Below are 18,315 nucleotides of genomic sequence, written 5' to 3' on the forward strand. Positions count from 1 at the left end.
CCGCCGCCACGATTCTTGCTCTCGCCCTCGCTGGCGTTACTCAAGCCGAGGAGGTCGGTGAACGCTGGGGAACCGCCGAGCGGGAGCGATCCTATTACGAGGTCGTCGCGCTGCCGATTCCGGACGACCTCGTCATCGAGGCCGGGGCGTTCACGCGGCATCCCGACGGGCGAATCGTGGTCGGCACCCGCCACGGCAATGTTTATTTCATCTCCGGGGTGGATGCCCTGAAGCCGGAGCCTCAGTATCACCTCTTCGCCACCGGTCTCGACGAGATCTTCGGCCTGACGTGGAAGGACGACGCGCTCTACGTCACGCAGAGTTGCGAGCTGACCCGCGTGACGGATGCCAATGGCGACGGTCGTGCGGATCGCTTCGACACGGTCTCTGACGCGTGGGGCTACGGCAGTTACCACGAGTATGCCTTCGGCTCGGACTTCGATCCGGAGGGGAACATGTTCGTCGCGCTGGGGCTCTCGAGTTCCTACCACTCGCACGAGCTCTTCCGCGGCTGGATTCTCAAGATCACGCCTGATGGAAGGTCGATCCCCTACGCCAGCGGCGCACGCAGCCCCGGCGGAATTGGCTTCAACGAGGAGGGAGCCCTTTTCTACATCGAAAGCCAGGGCCCGTGGAACAGCGGCAACAGCCTCAAGTTTGTCCGGGAGGGTGGCTTCATGGGGCATCCCCGCAGCTTCAACTGGTATCCCTACGCGCCGAACATGGGCAAGGCACCGACCGAGCCCGAGTCGGGCACCACGGTGCTCGAGCAGATCGAGCGGGTGCCCGAGCTGGTGCCCTACGCCGTGATCTTTCCCTACATCCGCATGGGCCGCTCGGTCACCGGTTTCACGCTGGACCAGACGGGCGGCAAGTTCGGTCCCTACGAAGGCCAGCTTTTCATGGGCGACTACACCACCTCGCTGGTCATGCGCGCCACCACCGAACAGGTCAACGACGTGTGGCAGGGGGCGTGTTATCCCTTCCGTGAGGAACTTTCCACCGGGATCCTCAACGTCCAGTTCACACCGGAAGGCAACCTGCTCACCGGCGGCACCAACCGCGGCTGGCCGGTCCGCGGGCTCAAGCCCTTCGCCCTCGAGCGGATCCAGTGGACCGGGCGCACCCCTTTTGAGATCCATTCGCTGCACATCACGTCGAAGGGTTTCACCATCGACTTCACCAAACCGGTGGACCGGGAGCTGGCCACCCGGCCGGAAAACTACCGTTTTGCGACCTTCACCCACAAATACCACCAGGCCTATGGTGGACCGGAGATCGACCAGACGGTTCCCGAGCTGCGCAAGGTCAGCGTGGCCGCCGACGGCCTGTCGGTTTCGGTGGAATTCGATAAATTGATCCGGGGCCACGTGTATGAGTTTGATGTCGCCAAGCTGCGCTCCGCGGATGGCGAGGAACCGCTCCACAGTTTCGCCTTTTACACGGTCAACGAGATTCCCTCCGAGTGACCCTGCTCCTCTGCCCATGAACATCAACCCAGCCCGAGCGACCACGCTCGCCACCCTGTTTTTCCTCACCCTTTCCACCTCGCTCCCCGCCGCCCGCGGGGCGAAGCTGAGCAACCCGGACTTCACCAAGGGCGACGCGATTCCCGAGGGAGCCGATCACGACTGGAACCTCGGTGCCACCGGCATGCGCGGCTGGATGTACAGCGAACGGCTGACGACCCTCAAGGCCCGCCAGATCCGCGTCACGCGCGTGACCAAGGGCACCCCCGCCGATGGCGTGATGAAGGTCGGCGACGTGATCCTCGGCGTCGGCGGTGAGCCCTTCTCCCACGACCCGCGCACCGAGTTCGGCAAGGCGCTCACCCGGGCCGAAACCGAGGAGGGCGCGGGGAAGTTCGTCGTCACGCGCTGGCGGGATGGCGAGACCGCGGAGGTGACGATCCAGCTGCCGGTGCTGGGCACCTACAGCGCGACTGCGCCCTATGACTGCGAGAAGTCGGAAAAGATTCTCGAGCAGGGGCTCGAGGCCCTCGCCGCCGAGATGGCGGACCCCTCGTATCGGGGGAATCCGATCACCCGGTCGCTCAATGCCCTCGCGCTGCTTGCCAGTGGCGAGGAGAAGTATCTTCCGCTGGTCAAGCGTGAGGCCGAATGGGGGGCGGGCTACTCGACCGAGTCGATGGCCACGTGGTGGTATGGCCACCTGGCGGTGATGCTGGCCGAGTACGTGATGGTCACGGGGGACCAGTCGGTCATGCCCGGCCTGCGCCGGATCGCCGTGGAGGCGGCCAAGGGGCAGAGCATCGTCGGCTCGTGGGGCCACAAGTTTGCCGGGGATGACGGACGTCTGGTCGGCTACGGCATGATGAATTCCCCGGGGGCGGTGCTGACCAATGGTCTGGTGCTGGCGCGCGAGGCAGGCGTCGATGACCCGGAGGTGGCCGAGGCGATCGAGCGCAGTGCGAAGCTGCTGCGGTTTTACGTCGGCAAGGGCGCGGTGCCCTATGGCGACCACGCGCCGTGGATGCAGATGCACGAGGACAACGGCAAGTGCGGCATGAGTGCCGTGCTCTTCGACCTGCTCGACGAGAAGGACAACGCCGAGTTTTTCGGTCGCATGAGCATCGCCTCCCACGGCAACGAGCGCGACACCGGCCACACCGGGAACTTCTTCAACGTCCTGTGGGCGATGCCGTCGATCGCCCGCTCCGGACCGCATGCCACGGGTCAGTGGATGAAGGAGTTCGGGGCATGGTACTACGATCTCGCCCGCACGGCGGAAGGAACCTTTCCCCACCAGGGACCGCCGAGCGCGGGCCCCGACAAGTACAAGGGCTGGGATGCGAGCGGCACCTACCTGCTGGCCTACGCGATGCCGCGCAAGGTGCTCCGCATCACCGGGCGCGGACGGGTCGCGACGCCCCAGCTCGATGCGGAGCAGGCCGCCGAGCTTGTTGCCGACGGAAGGGGCTGGGACAACCTCAACCGGATCGCGAGTTATCTCGAGTTGAATTCCGAGGTGCTCTTCGAGCGCCTGGGAAGTTGGTCGCCGGTCATCCGCGACCGTGCCGCCATGGCGTTGGCGAAGAAGGAGGATGTCTCGATCGAGGCGCTGGTGCGCATGCTCGAATCCGGAACGCTCGAGGAACGCCTGGGAGCGTGTCAGACGCTGGCCAAGCTCGGAGCCCGCGGTGGGGACGCCGTGCCGGCGCTGCGGAAGACCCTGGGCCACGAGCACATGTGGTTGCGCGTGCAGGCGGCCGAGGCCCTCGCCGGGATCGGTGAACCGGCGATGGAGGCCGTGCCGCAGCTGCTGGAGATGGTGCTGGTCGGCCCGACCGATGCCGACCCGCGTGGCATGGAGCAGCGGTTCCTGTGCTCGATCGTGTTCGGGAGCATTCTCAAGAAGTCGATCGACGGCGTGGATCGCGAGCTGCTGGGCAAGGCGGTGGTCGCGGGGCTGAAGAACGAGGACGGGCGTGCCCGTGGGACGGTCGGGGGAGTCTATGACAAGCTTGCTTACGAGGAGCTCGAACCCCTTTTGCCCGCCATCCGCGACGCCATCGTCAACCCCTCGCCGAGCGGGATCATGTTCGCCGACGGCATCCGCCTGGCGGGTCTGCGACTCTTCGCCAAGCACCGCATCGCCGAGGGCATTCCGCTCTGCTTCGCCTTCCTCGACCTCGAACGCTGGAACAAGCGGTCCCGCATCAGCCAGTGCCTCGATGCCCTCGAGATGTATGGTCCGGCCGCCAAGCCGATGATTCCGCAACTCAAGCAGCTCCGCGACGGCCTCTCGAAGCATCGCGAGGCGAAGGGACTGCAGCCCATCACCGATCGGGTCGAGGAAATGATCACCCAGCTTGAGGGCGCGACCGGCAGCGTTGAGCTGCGTCACCTCAAGTGAGTTCCGATCATCCCCCACCTGCAAGCATCGGCTCGGAGCTCGGGATGCGGACCTGCTGGCCGATGCGGAGGCGGCGGGGGTCGACCGATGGATTGGCGGCGAGGAGTTCCTCGAGATCGATCCCGTAGCGAAGCGAGATCCGGTAGAGGTTCTCGCCCGCGCGCACGGTGTGGCGGTGGGGATTCAGCTCGCGGCGTGGAGCCTCGGGTTCGGGCTCGGGTTTGGTTTCCACGACGGCGGTGCGCGGTTCGCGAGCCGTGCGCTCCGGCAGTTGGAGCCGTTGCCCGGGCCGGATGGTGGAAGGGTCTGAGAGCCGGTTCACGGCCGCCAGCGCTTCGAGGCTCACCCCTTTCGCCGCGGCGATCTCCGACAGGGTGTCGCCCTCGCTGACGATGTAGAATTCACCGACCTCCGGCTTCGAATCGGTGCCGCCACCCGGCCGGCCCGAGACCTTTGTCCCGTAGAGGGGATCACCGCTGTGGGTGTCGGCCTCGGTCAGCATGTAGCGGAGCCGGGCGTTCTCGACCTCGAGTTGGCGGATCTGACGTTCCTGTTCGGTGACCTGTCTGCGCAGCTCGGCAAGCGAGTCCGTCGCCGCCGTCGCGCCGGTGGCCAGCGCCACGCATAAGAGGGGAATCCATTTCATCGCTCGACCCCTCCGACGGCTTGGCGGGGGATTCTATTCGAATCAATCGGCCAAGAAACACGAGCCCCTCGCCGGGCTGTTCACGTGCTGGCAGGGGACGGGTTGCCTGCCTAGGATGGCCGCGACATGGAGACTTTTCCCCTGAGACTGCCACCCGGTGCGGACCTGAAGGCCGCTCTCGATGCGCTTGTGATCGAAAAGGGCTGGTCCGCGGCGGTCGTGCTGACGGGCATCGGCAGTCTGGACCTGGCCACGATCCGTTTCGCCGACCGGGATGTCGCGACACCGATCTCCGGACCATTGGAGATCCTGAGCCTTGGCGGCACCCTTTCAGCCGGCGGCTCGCACCTTCACATCGCGGTTTCCGACGGCGACGGGCGGGTCGTGGGTGGCCACCTCAAGGAAGGCGCGACCGTTCGCACGACCGCGGAAATCGTGATGGGAATTCTGCCGGGCTGGGAATTTTGCCGCGAGATGGATCCCGCGACCGGATACCTGGAGTTGTCAGTGAATCGCTCCCGGCCCGCCGACTGAGTCACTTCCCCTTCAGCAGCTCGAGCATGCCTTTGCCCATGGCTTCGCCGACCTGCATGTAGGTGCCGGCGTTCTGGTGGTAGTGGAAGCCCTGGTTCTTGGGCGACTGCTCGGGATCTGGCCAGAAGTCGCGGGTGTCCACGGTCTTCACGTTGCCCTTGAACTCGGGATGCTTGCCGCTGTCTCCATCCACGGCGAGCTGGGCGTTGGCCACGGTGAGGGTGGGTCCTTCCATCTTGTGGCCTTCGAAGCCGATCGTGGCGACGACGAAGGGTGCGTCGGGTGCCTCGAACTCCTTGCGCAGGGTCTTGATCAGATGGACGAGGTTCTGTTCGTAGCGTCCGGCGGTGATTTCGCTGCCGGTGTCCTTGTGGCCCTGCCACCAGCCGAAGCCGGCGATTTCGTAGCCGCGACCCTTCCAGAAGGGGAAGGAGGCATCAAAGTTGGCAAGGACCTTCTTGGCTTCGCCGAAGCAGTCGTCGTACTGCTTGCCGGCATACCAGTTGATCGGCTCGGGCTTGGTGCCCTTTTTCCACGAGGACGGTGAATCCTTGTAGCCGGCATAGACGGTGTCGCCGACCTCGTAGCGTTCGCTGCCGGGCGGGAGGAAGTCCCAGGCCAGCGAGCGGTTGCCCTGGGAGGCCTTGAGGATGAGCACGGGCTCGTCGTGGTGGTCGCCGAGCAGGTGGCCGAAGCCGAGTTCGGGCCCGATGTTGTTGCCGCCCGCGCCGCAGCCGACGCTGAGCCACTTGTCTGCGGTGGCCGTGACCACGCCCTTGTACCAGACGTCGTCGCGGGAGACCCAGTTGCCCTGCTCGTCGATGAGGTAGGGGAACTTGCCCTGCTGTTTCACGAGGGTTGAGAGGGTGCCCGGAATGTCGAGGCGCGCATACCAGCCAAGTCCGTTGGCACCCGCGGTGAGGTAGGTGATCTTGAAGGGAACCTCCTTGCCTTGTGTCAGCTGGATCGGGGTGCGGCTGGCCTCGCCGCCCGGTTCCTTGCGATAGACTTCGGTGCCGGCGACCTCCATGATGTTGTGCTCGGAGTCGCCGTAGCCGGGACGAAATTCGAAGACCCCGGTCTGGGTCGGCACCAGCTTGCCGCGCACGATCTGGGTTCCGCCGCCCGGGTAGGGGGTGGGCTTCACGCCACCGAATTCCTCGAGCTTCACGGTTTTGACCGGCTCCAGCTTGTCGTAGTCGGTCTGCGGATCGTAGTCGCCCTCGTAAACCGAGAGCACGGGATCCACGAACTCCTTGCCCCAGCGGCTGCCGCCTCCGGTGACCTGGCCGATGCCGACCATGTTCGACTGGCCGGCGAGGATGTAGACCTTGACCGGTTGCTCGGCCAGGGCAGGAGGGATGGTGAGAATGGCTGCCGCGAGCAGGCGATGGATGAATTTCATGACAAAGTTCGAATTGGAGCTTGTTGATATCTCACTACCCGGCAGCCACTTCCGGACTTTCGGACAAGTGGGAAAATTTGGTGGCGGACGCCAATCCTCTGCCATGGTCAGGGCCGCTCGCTCCGGAATGGCAGGTCGCGGGCCGTGATCCAGACTCTCGGCTTGAGATCCTTGCCGCCATCCTTCATGCCGAGCACCACGACTTCGACTTCCTTGCCGACATGCGAGGCGTCGAGCGGGAAGAAGTAGGTGAAACCGGTCTTGCTGCGGCGCACCGGGTATTCCCAGGTGTTGGACGGGTAGGACGTCGCGCGGGACGGCGCGCCGACCGGCTTGCCATCGACGCGCAGGGCGGCATAGGCGCCCTCCTCGCCGTGTTCGCCCTCGATGGCGACGCAGAGGTAGGAGGTGGGGGTGATCTCGTCGAGGGTCACCGTGGCCGACCACGCCTTGTCGGCGGGCCGCGCCGCGGGGTGGGCGAAAAGGTTGCTGCCGCGCCAGTCGTCGCGGGGCAGCGCGAGGTCACCTCGCCAGGCCTCGATTTCGGCGATGCGCTCGGGGGCCATGGGCATGCGGAAATAGCGCCAGTCGCCCTCGGGCGGATAAACGTTGAGCGTGTCGCCGTGGACGATCAGCTCATCGGCCGGGACCCACTCGACCAGATTGGTGCTGAACTGGGCACCGAGCTGCTCGTTCTTGATCAGCGTGCTGTCGAGCGCCTGGGTGTGGATCGCGAGGCGGTCGAAGCTGGACGGAGTGGCGAAGTCGACTCGCAGCGCGCCGTCGGAGATTCGCATGTCGCGGTTGCGGACGAAGACATCGAAGACGGTCGTCGGATCGCCGTCGAACATGTAGCGGCCGGACAGCGCGCGGGCCTGCATCAAGGGCTGGTCGAGGAAGGCCTGCCGGGCCTCGTCGACCGCCGGGATTTCCGTCGGGCCGGAGCGCTCGAGGCTGCGCAGCTCGAGCGCGTTGTTGTCGGCGGCGAACACGGTCGCTTCGTAGAGGCCCACCCAGTCCTCGGGCAGTTCGGTCGGCGAAAGGTCGGCCAGCTTGCGGTGCCAGGGCTTCTCGAGGTCGAGCGGGACCAGCTTTTCGATCACCGGTTCCTGACCCTCGACATTCTTGATCACGCGATACGGTCCCTCGGCCAGGGCGGGCTCGTCGCAGCCCGCGGTGGTGGCGAGCAGCAGGGCGGCACGGAAGGGATGAACGGTGATCTCGACGGTGTCGGTGGCCTTGAGGTCCTTGCCGAGGATCTCCTCGTAGGGGTGGAAGAGGCGCGCCTCGCGTCCGCCCTTCGCGGTGAGGCCGATGCTGTCGTCGAGCGCGACCTCGTAGTTGACCGGCTCCCAGGTCAGGTTGCGCAAGGTGATCAGGCGGGTGCTTTCATCGCCACGCGACACGGCGTGGGGGCCATACTCCTCCTCCGGCAGGACCATCCCCTTGACCAGGATGTCGCGATACTTGCGGTGCAGGTTGAAGATGCGGGCGAGCTTCGGATACTCGTCGTCGCGCAGGAACCAGGGGCTGCCGTAGAGCTGCGGCGCGAGGATCATCGAGCGGTTGAAGGCCTGGAGGATCAGGTCATCGGCCCAGTAGTCGAGGCAGGAGGAAAGGCACACGCCGTGGTCCTCGGCGAGGCGCTTGAGCTCCGGCGGCAGGCCGCGGCTCAGTGCCTTCGCCCGGTTGTGCGTGGCGGTCATGGTGTTCGCCATGTGGACGTCGATGTAGGTCTCGGCGCCTTCCCACAGGAAAGTGGTCGCGTACGGCTCGGCCGGCCCCAGGTTGAGCCGGTGGTTGAGCATGATGAGGTCGGGCTGGTGCTTGCGGGCTTCCTTCATCAGCTCGATCAGCGCCGGTTGCTTCTCGTCGCGGAGCTGGCCGCAGACGGCGTCCATCTTGAACAACTCGACATTGTCATCGCGGCACAGCGAGACGAGGAAGTCGATGCGGGCCTGCTTCTCCTCGTCGGTGTCGCCAAAGCCGTCGGGCCCGAGCCAGACGCCGAGGCGTCCGCCGAAGCCCTCCGCCATGCGGGCGGCGGGGCCGAAGCCGTCGGGAAACTGGGTCCGGAACTTCCGGGTGTCGGGCCTGCCGTAGTATTGCGGGGCGTCGACCGCGCCCGCGTCGAAGGCGTAGAGGTCGAGGACCATGCCGTATTCGTCGTGCAGCCACTGGAAGAAGCCCATGTTGGCCGCGGTCTGCTCGATGGTGGCGCCCTCGTTGGTGTTGTTGATCCAGGAGAAGTAGTGGGCACGGGATGGCGAGTTCTCATCGGCACCGGGGAAGACGTCCTCGGCGAGCAGCGGAGACGCAAGGAGGGCGGTGAAAAGGAGGAGTTTCATGGGTGATGGGTGAGGCGGTTGACGGGGAGATAAGAACCACGGAAGGCACGGAAATCACGGAATTTCGACGATAGGGCTCGGGAACGGACGGCGCGAGCCCGCTGGCGCTTCAGGGGCGGGCGATGCGCGACTGTGGTCGCGGGGGCCTTCCGTGACGAAATTCTTGCTCAACCCCGTCACGGAGGTTGAAGTCATCCCTGCATGAAGGCCCGACAAGCGTTGGCAAGGGTCGCTTTGGCGACCGGATTCCTCTTTCTGCCCGTCCTCGCGGAATCCTCGCCTGCCAGTCCGCCGCCGGAGGCTGCCGTCGACCTTGAGAAGGCCCGGCAGGAGCGTATCGGATGGTGGCGGGACGCCCGCTACGGGCTCTTCATCCACTGGGGCCTCTACGCCATCCCGGCCGGCACCTGGAAGGACAAGGTCTACGACCATGGGTATTCCGAGTGGATCATGTTCAGCGAAAAGATCCCCCGCGAGGAATACGCAAAGCTTGGCAAGCGCTTCAACCCCGAGTCCTTCGACGCCGATGCCTGGGTCGAGGTGGCGAAGCAGGCCGGCATGAGATACGTGGTGATCACCGCCAAGCACCACGACGGCTTCAGCCTCTTCGACTCGAAGGTCACGGACTACGACGTGATGGATGCCACGCCCTTCCGCCGCGACATCATCAAGGAACTCGAGGAAGCGTGCCACCGCGCCGAGCTGCACTTCGGAGTCTACTATTCGGTCGATCGCGACTGGTATCGTCCGACGGGTCAGGGCAACCGCTACAAGCAGACCAACACCTGGGATTTTCCGGACTCCACCGACGAGGACTTCGACCGTTACTTTGAGGAAATCGCCCTGCCACAGGTGAAGGAACTCATCACGCAGTACGACATCGACCTGCTCTGGTTCGACGCCATCGAGATGAAGAGTCCGGACCAGATCAAGCGCACCTACGACGCCATCCGTGATCTCAGTCCGGACACGATCATCAACAGCCGGATCTGGAGCCCGGTCTTTCCCAAGCAGATCCCGCCGCCCTACTGCGACTACATTTCCTCGGGCGACAACAAGATCCTTGAGAACTCCGTCGACTTCGAATGGGAGAACCCCGGCTCAATGAACACCAGCTACGGCTACAACAGGAACGACCACAAGTGGGTGGAGCCCGATGAGATCATCCGCCGCCTCGCGGACATCGTGAGCAAGGGCGGCAACTACCTGCTCAACGTCGGGCCGACGGCGGAGGGGACCTTTCCCCAGCCCTGCATCGACCGCTTGCTGGAAGCGGGGAAGTGGATGGAAATCAACGAAGAGGCCATTCGCGGTGCCTCCGAGTGGCGGGTCCACAGCGAGGGAGACTCGGTTTACTTCACTGCCAAGGGGAACACGGTCTACGCGATCTGCACCAAGCCGCCACAGGCTCGGTTGGTGATTGAAGCCTTCAACAACATCGAGGTGAGGGAGGTCAGTGTGTTGGGTTCCGAAGACAAGATCGACTGGAAGCAATCCGACAAGGGTCTGGAGTTGTCCGCTCCCGGGAAGGATCCCCACCAGGCGGGGCTCGTGTATCGGATCGTGACGAAGTGACGATTCGCTGCTGCCGCAGGCGGCCCGCGCGAGTCCACTCGCGCGCGGGCCTTTGAAGGCTCCGAGGCAGACAGTAGCGCGAAATCCCGGTCGTAGACTTGCATCATCTCGATTCATGAGATCAATCCTCGTGACTCGGAAGCGGTCCATCCTTCACCGCTTCGGTAACTCGAACCCCCTGGCCACGAACACGGTGGGTTGCTGCAGGTCGAGACCGGTGGTGATCCTGAGGTCGTGGGATTGTCCGGGGTGGTATGCCTCGGGGAGTGGCACCTCCACCATGGTCTTGGCGTCGGATTTGAGCGGCGGGCAGGGCGCGGACACGGGCGGCATCCCGTCGGCCTCGATCTTCAGCTCGGACTCCTCCGACGCCGAGGCGTGGTTGGATACCTCGATCCGCAGGACGATCCGTCCCTCCCGCACCGCGGCCTCGGGACGGCGAACGGTCAGCATGGGTTCCTCGTAGTCGACCCAAGGCAGGCGACAATAGCCGAATAGCAGTTTCCCCTTGGAGGTCTTGCCCAGCAGCTTGCCGGCGAAATTGTGGTCGGCGAAGCCACAGCCCTTTCCGGGAAAGACTACGACCAGATCCTTTCCGGCCTTCTCGGTTCTCAGCAAAGCCGCACCGCGTCCGAAGTTCACTTCCTCGGGTGCGCCGAAACGCAGGCTCTTCAGGTCGATGTCCTGATGCGGACCAAAGCCGGGCTCGGCCGCGATCCGCACCCGGACCTCCGGGGTGGCATCGGTGATCTTGTCCTCGTGGTCGAGCGTCAGGAGCCGGCCGGGAGTCAGCGGGATGGAGATGTTCTTCGAGCTGTGGATGTCGTTGGGTTTGTCTTCCCACTTGTTGAAGTCGATCACCGCGAAGTTGGCCTGGATCGCGCGGCGGTGCTCGTCCTGGAGCACCCTCATCCGCTCATACTTGTACCATTCCTCCGAACCTCCATCCTCCGAGACGGCGAAGTCCGTGGTGTAGGCCTCACCCGGATCCGTCTTCCAGTGGAATCCGTCCTTCGAGCGGAGATGGTAGGCGATGCGTCCGTGCCAGTTGTTGACGATCAGGTGGTACTGGACCTCGGTCCGCCAGATCACCGGATCCTCGAAGTAGCCCTCGCCGGCCACCTTCGGATACTGGCTGCCCTGGGTGACCTGTTCCCAGGTCGAGAGTCCGTCGCGGCTGATCCACATGCCGCCGGAGATGGACAAGGCCAAATCCTCCGGCGTGTTGTCACTCCCCTTGTCGGTGACGTCAAAATAATAGGCCAACAGGTTGTAGGTGGTTCCCGAGTTGTTGGTCAGAACCAGGGTGATCGTGCCGTTCCTGATGCTGACTGAGCCATTCGGGGAGGTCGTTGTGGAGGCTCCTGAGCCAAATGTGCCGTAAGTGCCGTCCGTTGAGCCATCACCCCGGGAACCGACCCCGTTGGTCAGGGTGCCCGTGAATCCTGCGATGTTGACCGTTTGGTTGTTTGTGGCATTAGGAAACGTATCAAAGCCAACCAGAACAGTGGCTGCGTGAGATGGCATTGACAGGACACAGATCGTCAAGCCGATGAGACCGAGCGAGGCGATGGGGGAGAACATGGGGAGTTGAGGGAGTTTCATGATTTCTGTTTCTTGAACCCGGTATGCAGGATTAGGCATATGCTGCCTCCGCAGAAATGCCCGCACAGGATGAATCTACAGGGAGGAACGCGCCGGGCCGGGGAATCGAAACAGCTGCGGCGATTTTTTTCGAAATTTCTTCCCAATGGACCCGCAACATCCCCCGGGGCCGCTATGTTCAGGGCTTGCCTCGGGGTCAGTCCCGCTCCTTGAGAATGGAGAGCTGCCGCTCGGTGAAGCGTCCCGGCGTCACCAGGACCTGCTGCAGGTAGTGCATCCCGGCCAGCGGCTGGAGATCGGTGACCTCGGTGTCGCGCAGGTCGATTCTGAGGGGCTGCAGGCCATTGAGTTCCCCGAGGTCCGCCAGCTTGGTTCCCCGCAACAGGACCTCGCGGGGCTTGAGGAAACGCAACAGGCTGAGATTGGAGCAGTCGTGCCAGGCTCGCAGGGACAGTGTGCGAACCTCGGAGCCCTGGACCTCGACCGACCGTTGCCGGGGTTCGAAGAGGAGGTTGACCTCCGGCGCATCCGGATTCATCGCGGCGAGGACCTCGCGCAGGATGGCTGCCCGCTCGGCATCGGTCCTCGGAAACCTCATGTCATAGACCAGCATGCGCTCCATGAGGGGGGTGCGGTGTGGCTCCCGCAGGGCGATGAGATCGCGCATCAGTTGCCCGAATGCGGCGGCCGGTAACGGCCCGGAGTCCGGCTGAGCCGGGAGATGCTTGTGGGCGAGGGCGACGAGATCCTGCACCGGTTCCAGATCGCCACCCGCGACGCTGAGCGCGCCCCTCAAGTCCTGTGCGAGAAACAGCAGCCAGAATTTCTGAAACCACACGGGCGACTCGGGCGGCGGGTTGAGCGCGATAACCCGGTCGAGTCGCTGCCGCCCTTCCGCGACGATTCTCGGGAAGCCGTCCTCGTCCGTCGGGAAGGGCTTGCGGGTCAGGCGGACGACCGAGCGGGCCGTCATCTGCGCCTGCTCCTCGAGTCGGCGATCGGATTCGTCGATGGCAGCGAGATAGTCATGAAGGGTGGTTTCGGCTTGCAGCTTCTGGCTGCGGTAGAGTTCCCGGGCCCGCTCGGCCGCCACCCGTGCTGCCACGGCGTCCTCGCGGCTCTGGCGGAGCTGCTGGATGAACACGGCCGTTCCCATCGCTGCAAGCAGCAGCAGCGCGGCGACCAGCAGGCAGGCGCTGCGGTGCCGGCCATAAAACAGCTGCGCTTCCCGCAGGAAGCCGGCCCTCTCGACGGAGGTCCTGTAGCCGCTGAGATGGCGGGTCAAGTCGTGATGCAAGCCGGACACGGTAGGGTAGCGCTCCGCGGGATTCCTGCGGCAGGCTTTGGTGACAATGGAGCCAAGCACGTCGTCGCCGGGCTTGGACGGAGCCTGCGTGTGATCCGGCGCCTGCAAGGTCAGCAGTTCCTGCAGCAGACAGCCAAGTGAATACACATCCATGGCAATCGACTTCGGTCGTCCGGGTTCGGACTGCTCGGGGGCCATGTATCCCGGGGTGCCGCGGGAGTGCATCAGCAGCGGCCCGTAGAGATCGGGATCGAGAAGCACTTCCGTCTCCTCCAATTCCCCGGCGTCGGGCCGCAGCACCAGGCTCATGCCCCAATCGCAGACCTGCACCTCGCCGAATTCACCGACCTGGATGTTCTCCGGCTTGAGATCCAGGTGCAGGACGCGCCGGGAGTGGGCGTAGGCGACGGCCTCGCAGACGCGGCGCAGGATGGAGAGCCGCTGGGACAGGGGAAAATCGGCGCCATCGCGAGCCTCCTGCAGCAACTGTCGCAGCGAACGTCCCTTCTTGAGCTCCATGGTGAAGAACGGGCGCCCGTCCGCATCGATGCCCATGTCAAAGAGTTTGACGATGCCGGGGTGGTCGAGGCGAGCGGTGATGTGGGCCTCCCGCAGGAAGGCGTCGTAGTCGTTCTCACCCAGGGAGGGAAGGGGTTTGGCCATCGCGACGTCGCGGGTCGAGCGCCGGTCATGCACCCGCCAGACCTCCTTGGTTCCGCCACGGGCGATGCGTTCGGCGTTTTCGTAGCGATCGCGGATCTCCTTCAGTGCGTGAAACAGCGGGGCGGAATCATCCCGGCTCTCCAGTTCTCCGCCCTGCTCCGCGGCCTCGGCGTACAGCGCCCCGGCATGAGCGCCGATCTCGCGCAGTGACTGCTCGTACAATTCATCGGGCTCACTCATCGGGATGCCCCTCCAATTCGAGTTGCAGCCGCGCGATTTCCAGGCGGACGCGCGCCTTCACCCGGGTTTTCAGCACGTAGACGCTCTCCCTGCGCAGCTTCAGGCGCTCGGCGATCGAGTCGACGGACTCTCCCCTGAGTGAAAGAGCGAACACCTGCAACGCCTTGCCGGAGAACACCTGCCTCAGGTTGCCGATGGCAAGGTCGACGACGTGTCGCTGCCACTCCTGCTCGATCATGCCTTCGATCTCCGGCCTCTCCGGGTCCATGCGCTCCAAGTCCTCCGATTCGAGGGAGGTTTCCGCGTGTTGCCATCGATGCGCGCGAATCCAGTCGATCGCGCAGTTGCGAATCAGGGTGGAGAGCCAGTTGCGGAAGCGGGCTCTCCCCTCGTCCGGTTGGTAGGAGCCGAGTCCCTGCCACAGCTTGAGCGAAACCTGCTGCCGGACATCCTCGAGATCCATGTCCCGGAAGCCCATCCGCAACAGGATCTTGGTGATGAAGGAATCGTAGTATTTCAGGAGGTCCTCCCACGGCTTGCCGTCAGGGCCGCTGCTGGCCCTCACGATCAGAGAGCGCCGGGTCGGCAGAAGGTCGGGATGCTGAGGCATGACACTCTGGATTTCCAATGCACCTGTTGTCGCCGTCAGAGTCGGTCCCAAAATTTGAAGTTTTGCTGGTAGCGGTGGTTCCTTTCGGCACTCGTGATGCGCGCGAGTCAGGTGCCATTCAATCTGCACCAGATCCGGACTGCGATTTCGCGGCCGACTGCTAGGAATTTGCTTCTGAGGCAGGGCCCTGAAACAGCCGTTGGGCTGGGCCGGAGGGCGGGGAAAAGGGGGTTGACTGAAAACTGAAGTAGCCCTCCTGCGACAGCCACTTGGGCAGCGCTCCGTGCCTGTCGATATTGGAAATCAGGATCTCCTTCGCCGTCTTCCCCTCGGCCATTTCATGGGCCTTGTTCGCCGGAGTCGGAGCCGGATCATTTCCCGTGATGCATGTCTGGTGGGCGTAGAGCTCGGTGGCGATCGACATCAGCGCGGGTCGGCACAGGGCGGTCGGCACATACCCACGCGTAAAGGTCGCACTCTCCTCGGCGAGTCGATCAAGGTGGGGAGTCTTGATCTCGGGATGTCCCATGAACCCGTAGTCGGTCCAGGACTGGTCGTCGGACAGGATGATGACGATGTTCGGTGGCTTCGCCTGCGTGAATCCGGTGAGGACGATTGCGAGCAAAATCGGGAAGTGTTTCATGAAGATCAAAATGTGCAAAACAGGTACCAGCAGGATGGCGTTACTTTCATTCCGGCTGGGGCTTTGGGAAGTCCTGATTTTTCTCAAGGTCAGCCTCCGTCACCGGATCCGAGGGAACCCCTCCCGGCGGAACCTCGGCCTGCGCCACCCAAGTGATGGCGTTCAGCACGATCCTGCGGAAGTCGTCGTTTGCCCAGTTGCGGTGGAAGTGGCCGCCGGTGAATCCGAAACCACGACCACCCGTCGGGCGTTCGTAGGCCCACGCCACGTGCTGGATCTCGCCTTTCGCCATCGCTTCCCGGACGTGTGGATTTCCCGAATGGGGACCGTCTTTCCGACTCAGCGTCTCGGCCGGCGGATGAGCGGAAAGAATCGGCGTCACCCCTTTCATCCCTTCGACAAAGCGCATGTGGTAATACCACTCATCTCGGATCGTGAAGGGCTTGACACCGCGCGTGATCGGGTGATCCGGCAGCTCCTTGAACTCGGCGTCCCAATGCGGATTCACCGACCAATGCGGCTCGAAGTATCCTCCCATCCATTCGAGAAACTTGTCTCCAGAGGGTCCCTTGGTGGTCTCCACTCCGTAGTGCAGGCAGGCGAGGCCACAGCCGTCCTTCAACTTCACATCCAGGCCCTCGAGATGCTGGTTGGCCATGTGCTTCTTCCCCCCGTCGCAGTAAAACACGATCGCATCCGCGTCCTCGATGACCTTGGCATTGCCCGGCCAGTCCTTGGCGAGGTGGACTTCGGCGTGGAGCTGTTCGCTCATGTGCTTGTTCAACTGACCGGCGAGCAACAGCGATCCGGCCCGATGCTCGTGCGCTCCGTAGCCATGGCTCGGAGCCCCTGCCAGAAAGACCACCTTCTTGGTCTCCGCCGGAGCCGCGGGTTTCGACGGCTCTGCCCCGCCCGATTGCACCATTCCCAGAGTCATCAGTCCGAGCGCGATCCATTTGCTCATGGTCGCGGTTACGGACCGCATGCATCTCGGCTTACAACCGGCTGGGTCATTCCCGATCACACCCCGTCCCGTTGTTCTCTGCGGAGCAACCCCAACCGATTCCTTTCCCGAAGTTCGAGGTCGGGACGAACTTCAAGGCGTGGATGTTCTCGGTGGCGCGGTTCAAGGTGATGGCCCTGTGGCGGGACCAGAAGCGGCGCAAGGTTTGGTCGGTGCCCGAGGAAACGCTGCACCTCCTGATCGAGGATGCGGCCGAGGTTTGCTACGAAGTGGAGGATGCGCGACCCGAGCCCGGAATCCTGGAGGCGGCGGTCTCGCCCCAAACCCGGTGGACGGTCAATGGCGTCGCCCAAGAAGCGAGGGGCGGCCCGGTCGATGTGGTGGAGGGCTCGACGGTGCAAGTCGCATCCGGAACGGTGAGGTTGGCATTGGATTCCGGGGAATTGCTGGCGTTGCGAGGGCCGGCCGAGGTCGCTTTCCCCTCGCTGCGGCGTCCGTGGTTGAAGAGCGGGTGGCTGTGGCTCGACACGGGCAGCTCGGACGAGGGTTTCGAGGTTGAGGCGGCGGGGCTGCAGATCCGTGACGTCGGCACGCGTTTTGGCGTGCGGGTGCCGGTGGAGGGCCCGGTGGAGGTGCATCTCGTCGAGGGCCGGGTCGAGGTTCTGGACCGGCCTGGGGGCACACGGGTGGCGGGGTTCGATCAACCGGGCACGGCCTTCGTCGTCGAGGGGAACGGGAAGACCAGGGAGATCGACCCGGCGGTCGATCCCTTCCCGGACATGCCGACCCTGCTTTCAGGACCCGCGGATTATCGTGCCGCCGTCATGGGACAGGCCCCAGCGGGCTACTGGACATTGGACGACGAGGCTGCGGATCGCCGGTTGGCCAATCGGGTCCGTGGAAGTTCCACCGGCTTCTTGGCGGAAAAGGTGAGAGCGGGGGAGCCGGGGATCGGCCCCCTGGAATCCTTCGATGGGTTTCCTGCGGCGAATCGTTCGTTGTTCATGGAAGGCGGGAGCGATCAGTCCGTGGTGGCAGGGTTGGATGGTCTGCATGGGGTGAAGCGCCGGGAGGGAGCCGTATCGTTCTGGATCCGTCGCAATCCCGCGGACACGCCGCGGGAAGAGATTCTTTGGCTGGCTGGTGCGGGCACCGGGGAGCGGAGAGTTCCGGACGAGGCCGCCCTGCATGCCCGCCTCACCGCGTCCGGGCGGGTTCTCTTCGAAATCGAGAATGGTGATGACGACGTGTCCGTGTCATCCGCACGAAACATCGCCGACGGAAGCTGGCACCATGTCGTCGCGAGCTGGGGTCCGTCGTCGGTGGACCTCTACATCGACGGGAGCCTGAACGCCCGCGACGCGGAGTCGCGTTCCTTGGAGGACGGCCGCTTCAGAGGCAGATTCGTCCGCTTCGGCAAGCCGAGCCGGGATCTCTATGACACCTTCGATGCCTACACCGGCTGGGTGGATGAGATCGCCTTGTGGAATCGTCCGCTTACCGGGACGGAGGTGGCGCTCCAATTCGAGGCGGCGAAGGGGGTGGTGCAGGGGGACTCGACGGGCGGCTGGAAGCCGCGGTGACGGCCTGCGGCAGGATGCCGCAGCTACCGCACCTTGTAGCCGGTGAGGTCGAAGCGGAAGCGGTCGTCGGGGATCTCCGGGTTGTAGCGGGTGTTGGAGAAGATCGTCTTGATCCGCGATTTGTCATCGAGGCGGATTTCCAGGGCGCGTAGTTCGTTCTTCGCCGGGTCGATGTCGAAGAACACCCAGCCAACCTTGTTGCGCATCTCGCGCGGCTTGGGCCGGGTGGTGAGCTGGTAGATGCCGTTGACGACGCGGGATTCGACGGGCTCGAAGACCTCGAGGAATCCATCGAGACCGCCCTGCATCGACTCCCC

14 protein-coding genes are annotated in these 18,315 nt (G+C 64.2%); 5 read left to right on the top strand and 9 right to left on the bottom strand.

Annotated features, from left to right (window positions below; translation table 11 throughout):
* Both ACG2LG_RS22020 and ACG2LG_RS22025 read left to right on the top strand, forming a co-directional pair.
* Nucleotides 1-1,469: hypothetical protein (locus tag ACG2LG_RS22020; protein ID WP_396262719.1), on the top strand; the 1,469-nt coding region annotated here is incomplete at its 5' end.
* A gap of 16 nt (nt 1,470-1,485) precedes the next feature.
* On the top strand, nt 1,486-3,876 hold the full coding sequence (locus ACG2LG_RS22025; protein WP_396262721.1) for a DUF6288 domain-containing protein: 2,391 nt from the start codon (nt 1,486-1,488) through the stop codon (nt 3,874-3,876).
* A 7-nt stretch (nt 3,877-3,883) separates the two neighbouring features.
* Here ACG2LG_RS22025 and ACG2LG_RS22030 read toward each other — a convergent pair whose 3' ends face one another.
* Nucleotides 3,884-4,522: a LysM peptidoglycan-binding domain-containing protein gene (locus ACG2LG_RS22030; protein ID WP_396262724.1), complete on the bottom strand. Its 639-nt coding sequence runs from the start codon at nt 4,520-4,522 to the stop codon at nt 3,884-3,886.
* 126 nt (nt 4,523-4,648) lie between these two features.
* Here ACG2LG_RS22030 and ACG2LG_RS22035 point away from each other — a divergent pair, with 126 nt between their 5' ends.
* Nucleotides 4,649-5,056, top strand: a complete 408-nt coding sequence (locus ACG2LG_RS22035) for a PPC domain-containing DNA-binding protein (protein ID WP_396262726.1) — start codon at nt 4,649-4,651, stop codon at nt 5,054-5,056.
* 1 nt (nt 5,057) lies between these two features.
* On the opposite strand, the gene ACG2LG_RS22040 is transcribed toward ACG2LG_RS22035, so the two are convergent.
* Entirely contained in the window at nt 5,058-6,461 is a 1,404-nt protein-coding gene (locus ACG2LG_RS22040; protein ID WP_396262727.1) for a sialate O-acetylesterase, read from the bottom strand.
* 107 nt (nt 6,462-6,568) lie between these two features.
* Nucleotides 6,569-8,809, bottom strand: coding sequence for a hypothetical protein (locus ACG2LG_RS22045; protein WP_396262728.1), 2,241 nt, complete (start codon nt 8,807-8,809; stop codon nt 6,569-6,571).
* A 201-nt stretch (nt 8,810-9,010) separates the two neighbouring features.
* Here ACG2LG_RS22045 and ACG2LG_RS22050 point away from each other — a divergent pair, with 201 nt between their 5' ends.
* Nucleotides 9,011-10,384: an alpha-L-fucosidase gene (locus ACG2LG_RS22050; RefSeq protein WP_396262730.1), complete on the top strand. Its 1,374-nt coding sequence runs from the start codon at nt 9,011-9,013 to the stop codon at nt 10,382-10,384.
* 153 nt (nt 10,385-10,537) lie between these two features.
* On the opposite strand, the gene ACG2LG_RS22055 is transcribed toward ACG2LG_RS22050, so the two are convergent.
* From ACG2LG_RS22055 to ACG2LG_RS22075, 5 genes are all read right to left on the bottom strand, one after another.
* Entirely contained in the window at nt 10,538-11,989 is a 1,452-nt protein-coding gene (locus ACG2LG_RS22055) for a hypothetical protein (RefSeq protein WP_396262732.1), read from the bottom strand.
* Between the two features lie 196 nt (nt 11,990-12,185).
* Nucleotides 12,186-14,198 carry a protein kinase gene (locus tag ACG2LG_RS22060; RefSeq protein WP_396262734.1) on the bottom strand — a complete coding sequence of 671 codons (2,013 nt, stop codon included), beginning with the start codon at nt 14,196-14,198 and terminating at the stop codon, nt 12,186-12,188.
* On the bottom strand, nt 14,191-14,808 hold the full coding sequence (locus tag ACG2LG_RS22065; RefSeq protein WP_396262736.1) for an RNA polymerase sigma factor: 618 nt from the start codon (nt 14,806-14,808) through the stop codon (nt 14,191-14,193). Before ACG2LG_RS22065 ends, ACG2LG_RS22060 begins: the two co-directional genes overlap by 8 nt.
* A 160-nt stretch (nt 14,809-14,968) precedes the next feature.
* Entirely contained in the window at nt 14,969-15,451 is a 483-nt protein-coding gene (locus tag ACG2LG_RS22070; RefSeq protein WP_396262738.1) for a sulfatase-like hydrolase/transferase, read from the bottom strand.
* A gap of 46 nt (nt 15,452-15,497) precedes the next feature.
* Nucleotides 15,498-16,415 (bottom strand): ThuA domain-containing protein, encoded by a 918-nt coding sequence (locus tag ACG2LG_RS22075; RefSeq protein WP_396262740.1) that lies wholly within the window; start codon nt 16,413-16,415, stop codon nt 15,498-15,500.
* A 71-nt stretch (nt 16,416-16,486) separates the two neighbouring features.
* Between ACG2LG_RS22075 and ACG2LG_RS22080 the strand changes: the two genes are divergently transcribed.
* Complete coding sequence (locus ACG2LG_RS22080; RefSeq protein WP_396262742.1) at nt 16,487-17,998, top strand: LamG-like jellyroll fold domain-containing protein; 1,512 nt, start codon at nt 16,487-16,489, stop codon at nt 17,996-17,998.
* Nucleotides 17,999-18,021: 23 nt separating this feature from the next.
* On the opposite strand, the gene ACG2LG_RS22085 is transcribed toward ACG2LG_RS22080, so the two are convergent.
* A partial coding sequence (locus ACG2LG_RS22085) for a hypothetical protein (protein WP_396262744.1) occupies nt 18,022-18,315 on the bottom strand: 294 nt, incomplete at its 5' end.

It is taken from the genome of Haloferula sp. A504, assembly GCF_044385805.1.
Classification (GTDB): Bacteria; Verrucomicrobiota; Verrucomicrobiia; order Verrucomicrobiales; family Akkermansiaceae; genus Haloferula.

What these genes read in the sequence shown, in the direction of transcription:
- ACG2LG_RS22065 (WP_396262736.1), bottom strand. Translation starts at nt 14,808, where the DNA reads ATGCCTCAGCATCCCGACCTTCTGCCGACCCGGCGCTCTCTGATCGTG.
- ACG2LG_RS22055 (WP_396262732.1), bottom strand. Translation starts at nt 11,989, where the DNA reads ATGAAACTCCCTCAACTCCCCATGTTCTCCCCCATCGCCTCGCTCGGT.
- ACG2LG_RS22040 (WP_396262727.1), bottom strand. Translation starts at nt 6,461, where the DNA reads ATGAAATTCATCCATCGCCTGCTCGCGGCAGCCATTCTCACCATCCCT.
- ACG2LG_RS22030 (WP_396262724.1), bottom strand. Translation starts at nt 4,522, where the DNA reads ATGAAATGGATTCCCCTCTTATGCGTGGCGCTGGCCACCGGCGCGACG.
- ACG2LG_RS22035 (WP_396262726.1), top strand. Translation starts at nt 4,649, where the DNA reads ATGGAGACTTTTCCCCTGAGACTGCCACCCGGTGCGGACCTGAAGGCC.
- ACG2LG_RS22075 (WP_396262740.1), bottom strand. Translation starts at nt 16,415, where the DNA reads ATGAGCAAATGGATCGCGCTCGGACTGATGACTCTGGGAATGGTGCAA.
- ACG2LG_RS22060 (WP_396262734.1), bottom strand. Translation starts at nt 14,198, where the DNA reads ATGAGTGAGCCCGATGAATTGTACGAGCAGTCACTGCGCGAGATCGGC.
- ACG2LG_RS22045 (WP_396262728.1), bottom strand. Translation starts at nt 8,809, where the DNA reads ATGAAACTCCTCCTTTTCACCGCCCTCCTTGCGTCTCCGCTGCTCGCC.
- ACG2LG_RS22070 (WP_396262738.1), bottom strand. Translation starts at nt 15,451, where the DNA reads ATGAAACACTTCCCGATTTTGCTCGCAATCGTCCTCACCGGATTCACG.
- ACG2LG_RS22050 (WP_396262730.1), top strand. Translation starts at nt 9,011, where the DNA reads ATGAAGGCCCGACAAGCGTTGGCAAGGGTCGCTTTGGCGACCGGATTC.
- ACG2LG_RS22025 (WP_396262721.1), top strand. Translation starts at nt 1,486, where the DNA reads ATGAACATCAACCCAGCCCGAGCGACCACGCTCGCCACCCTGTTTTTC.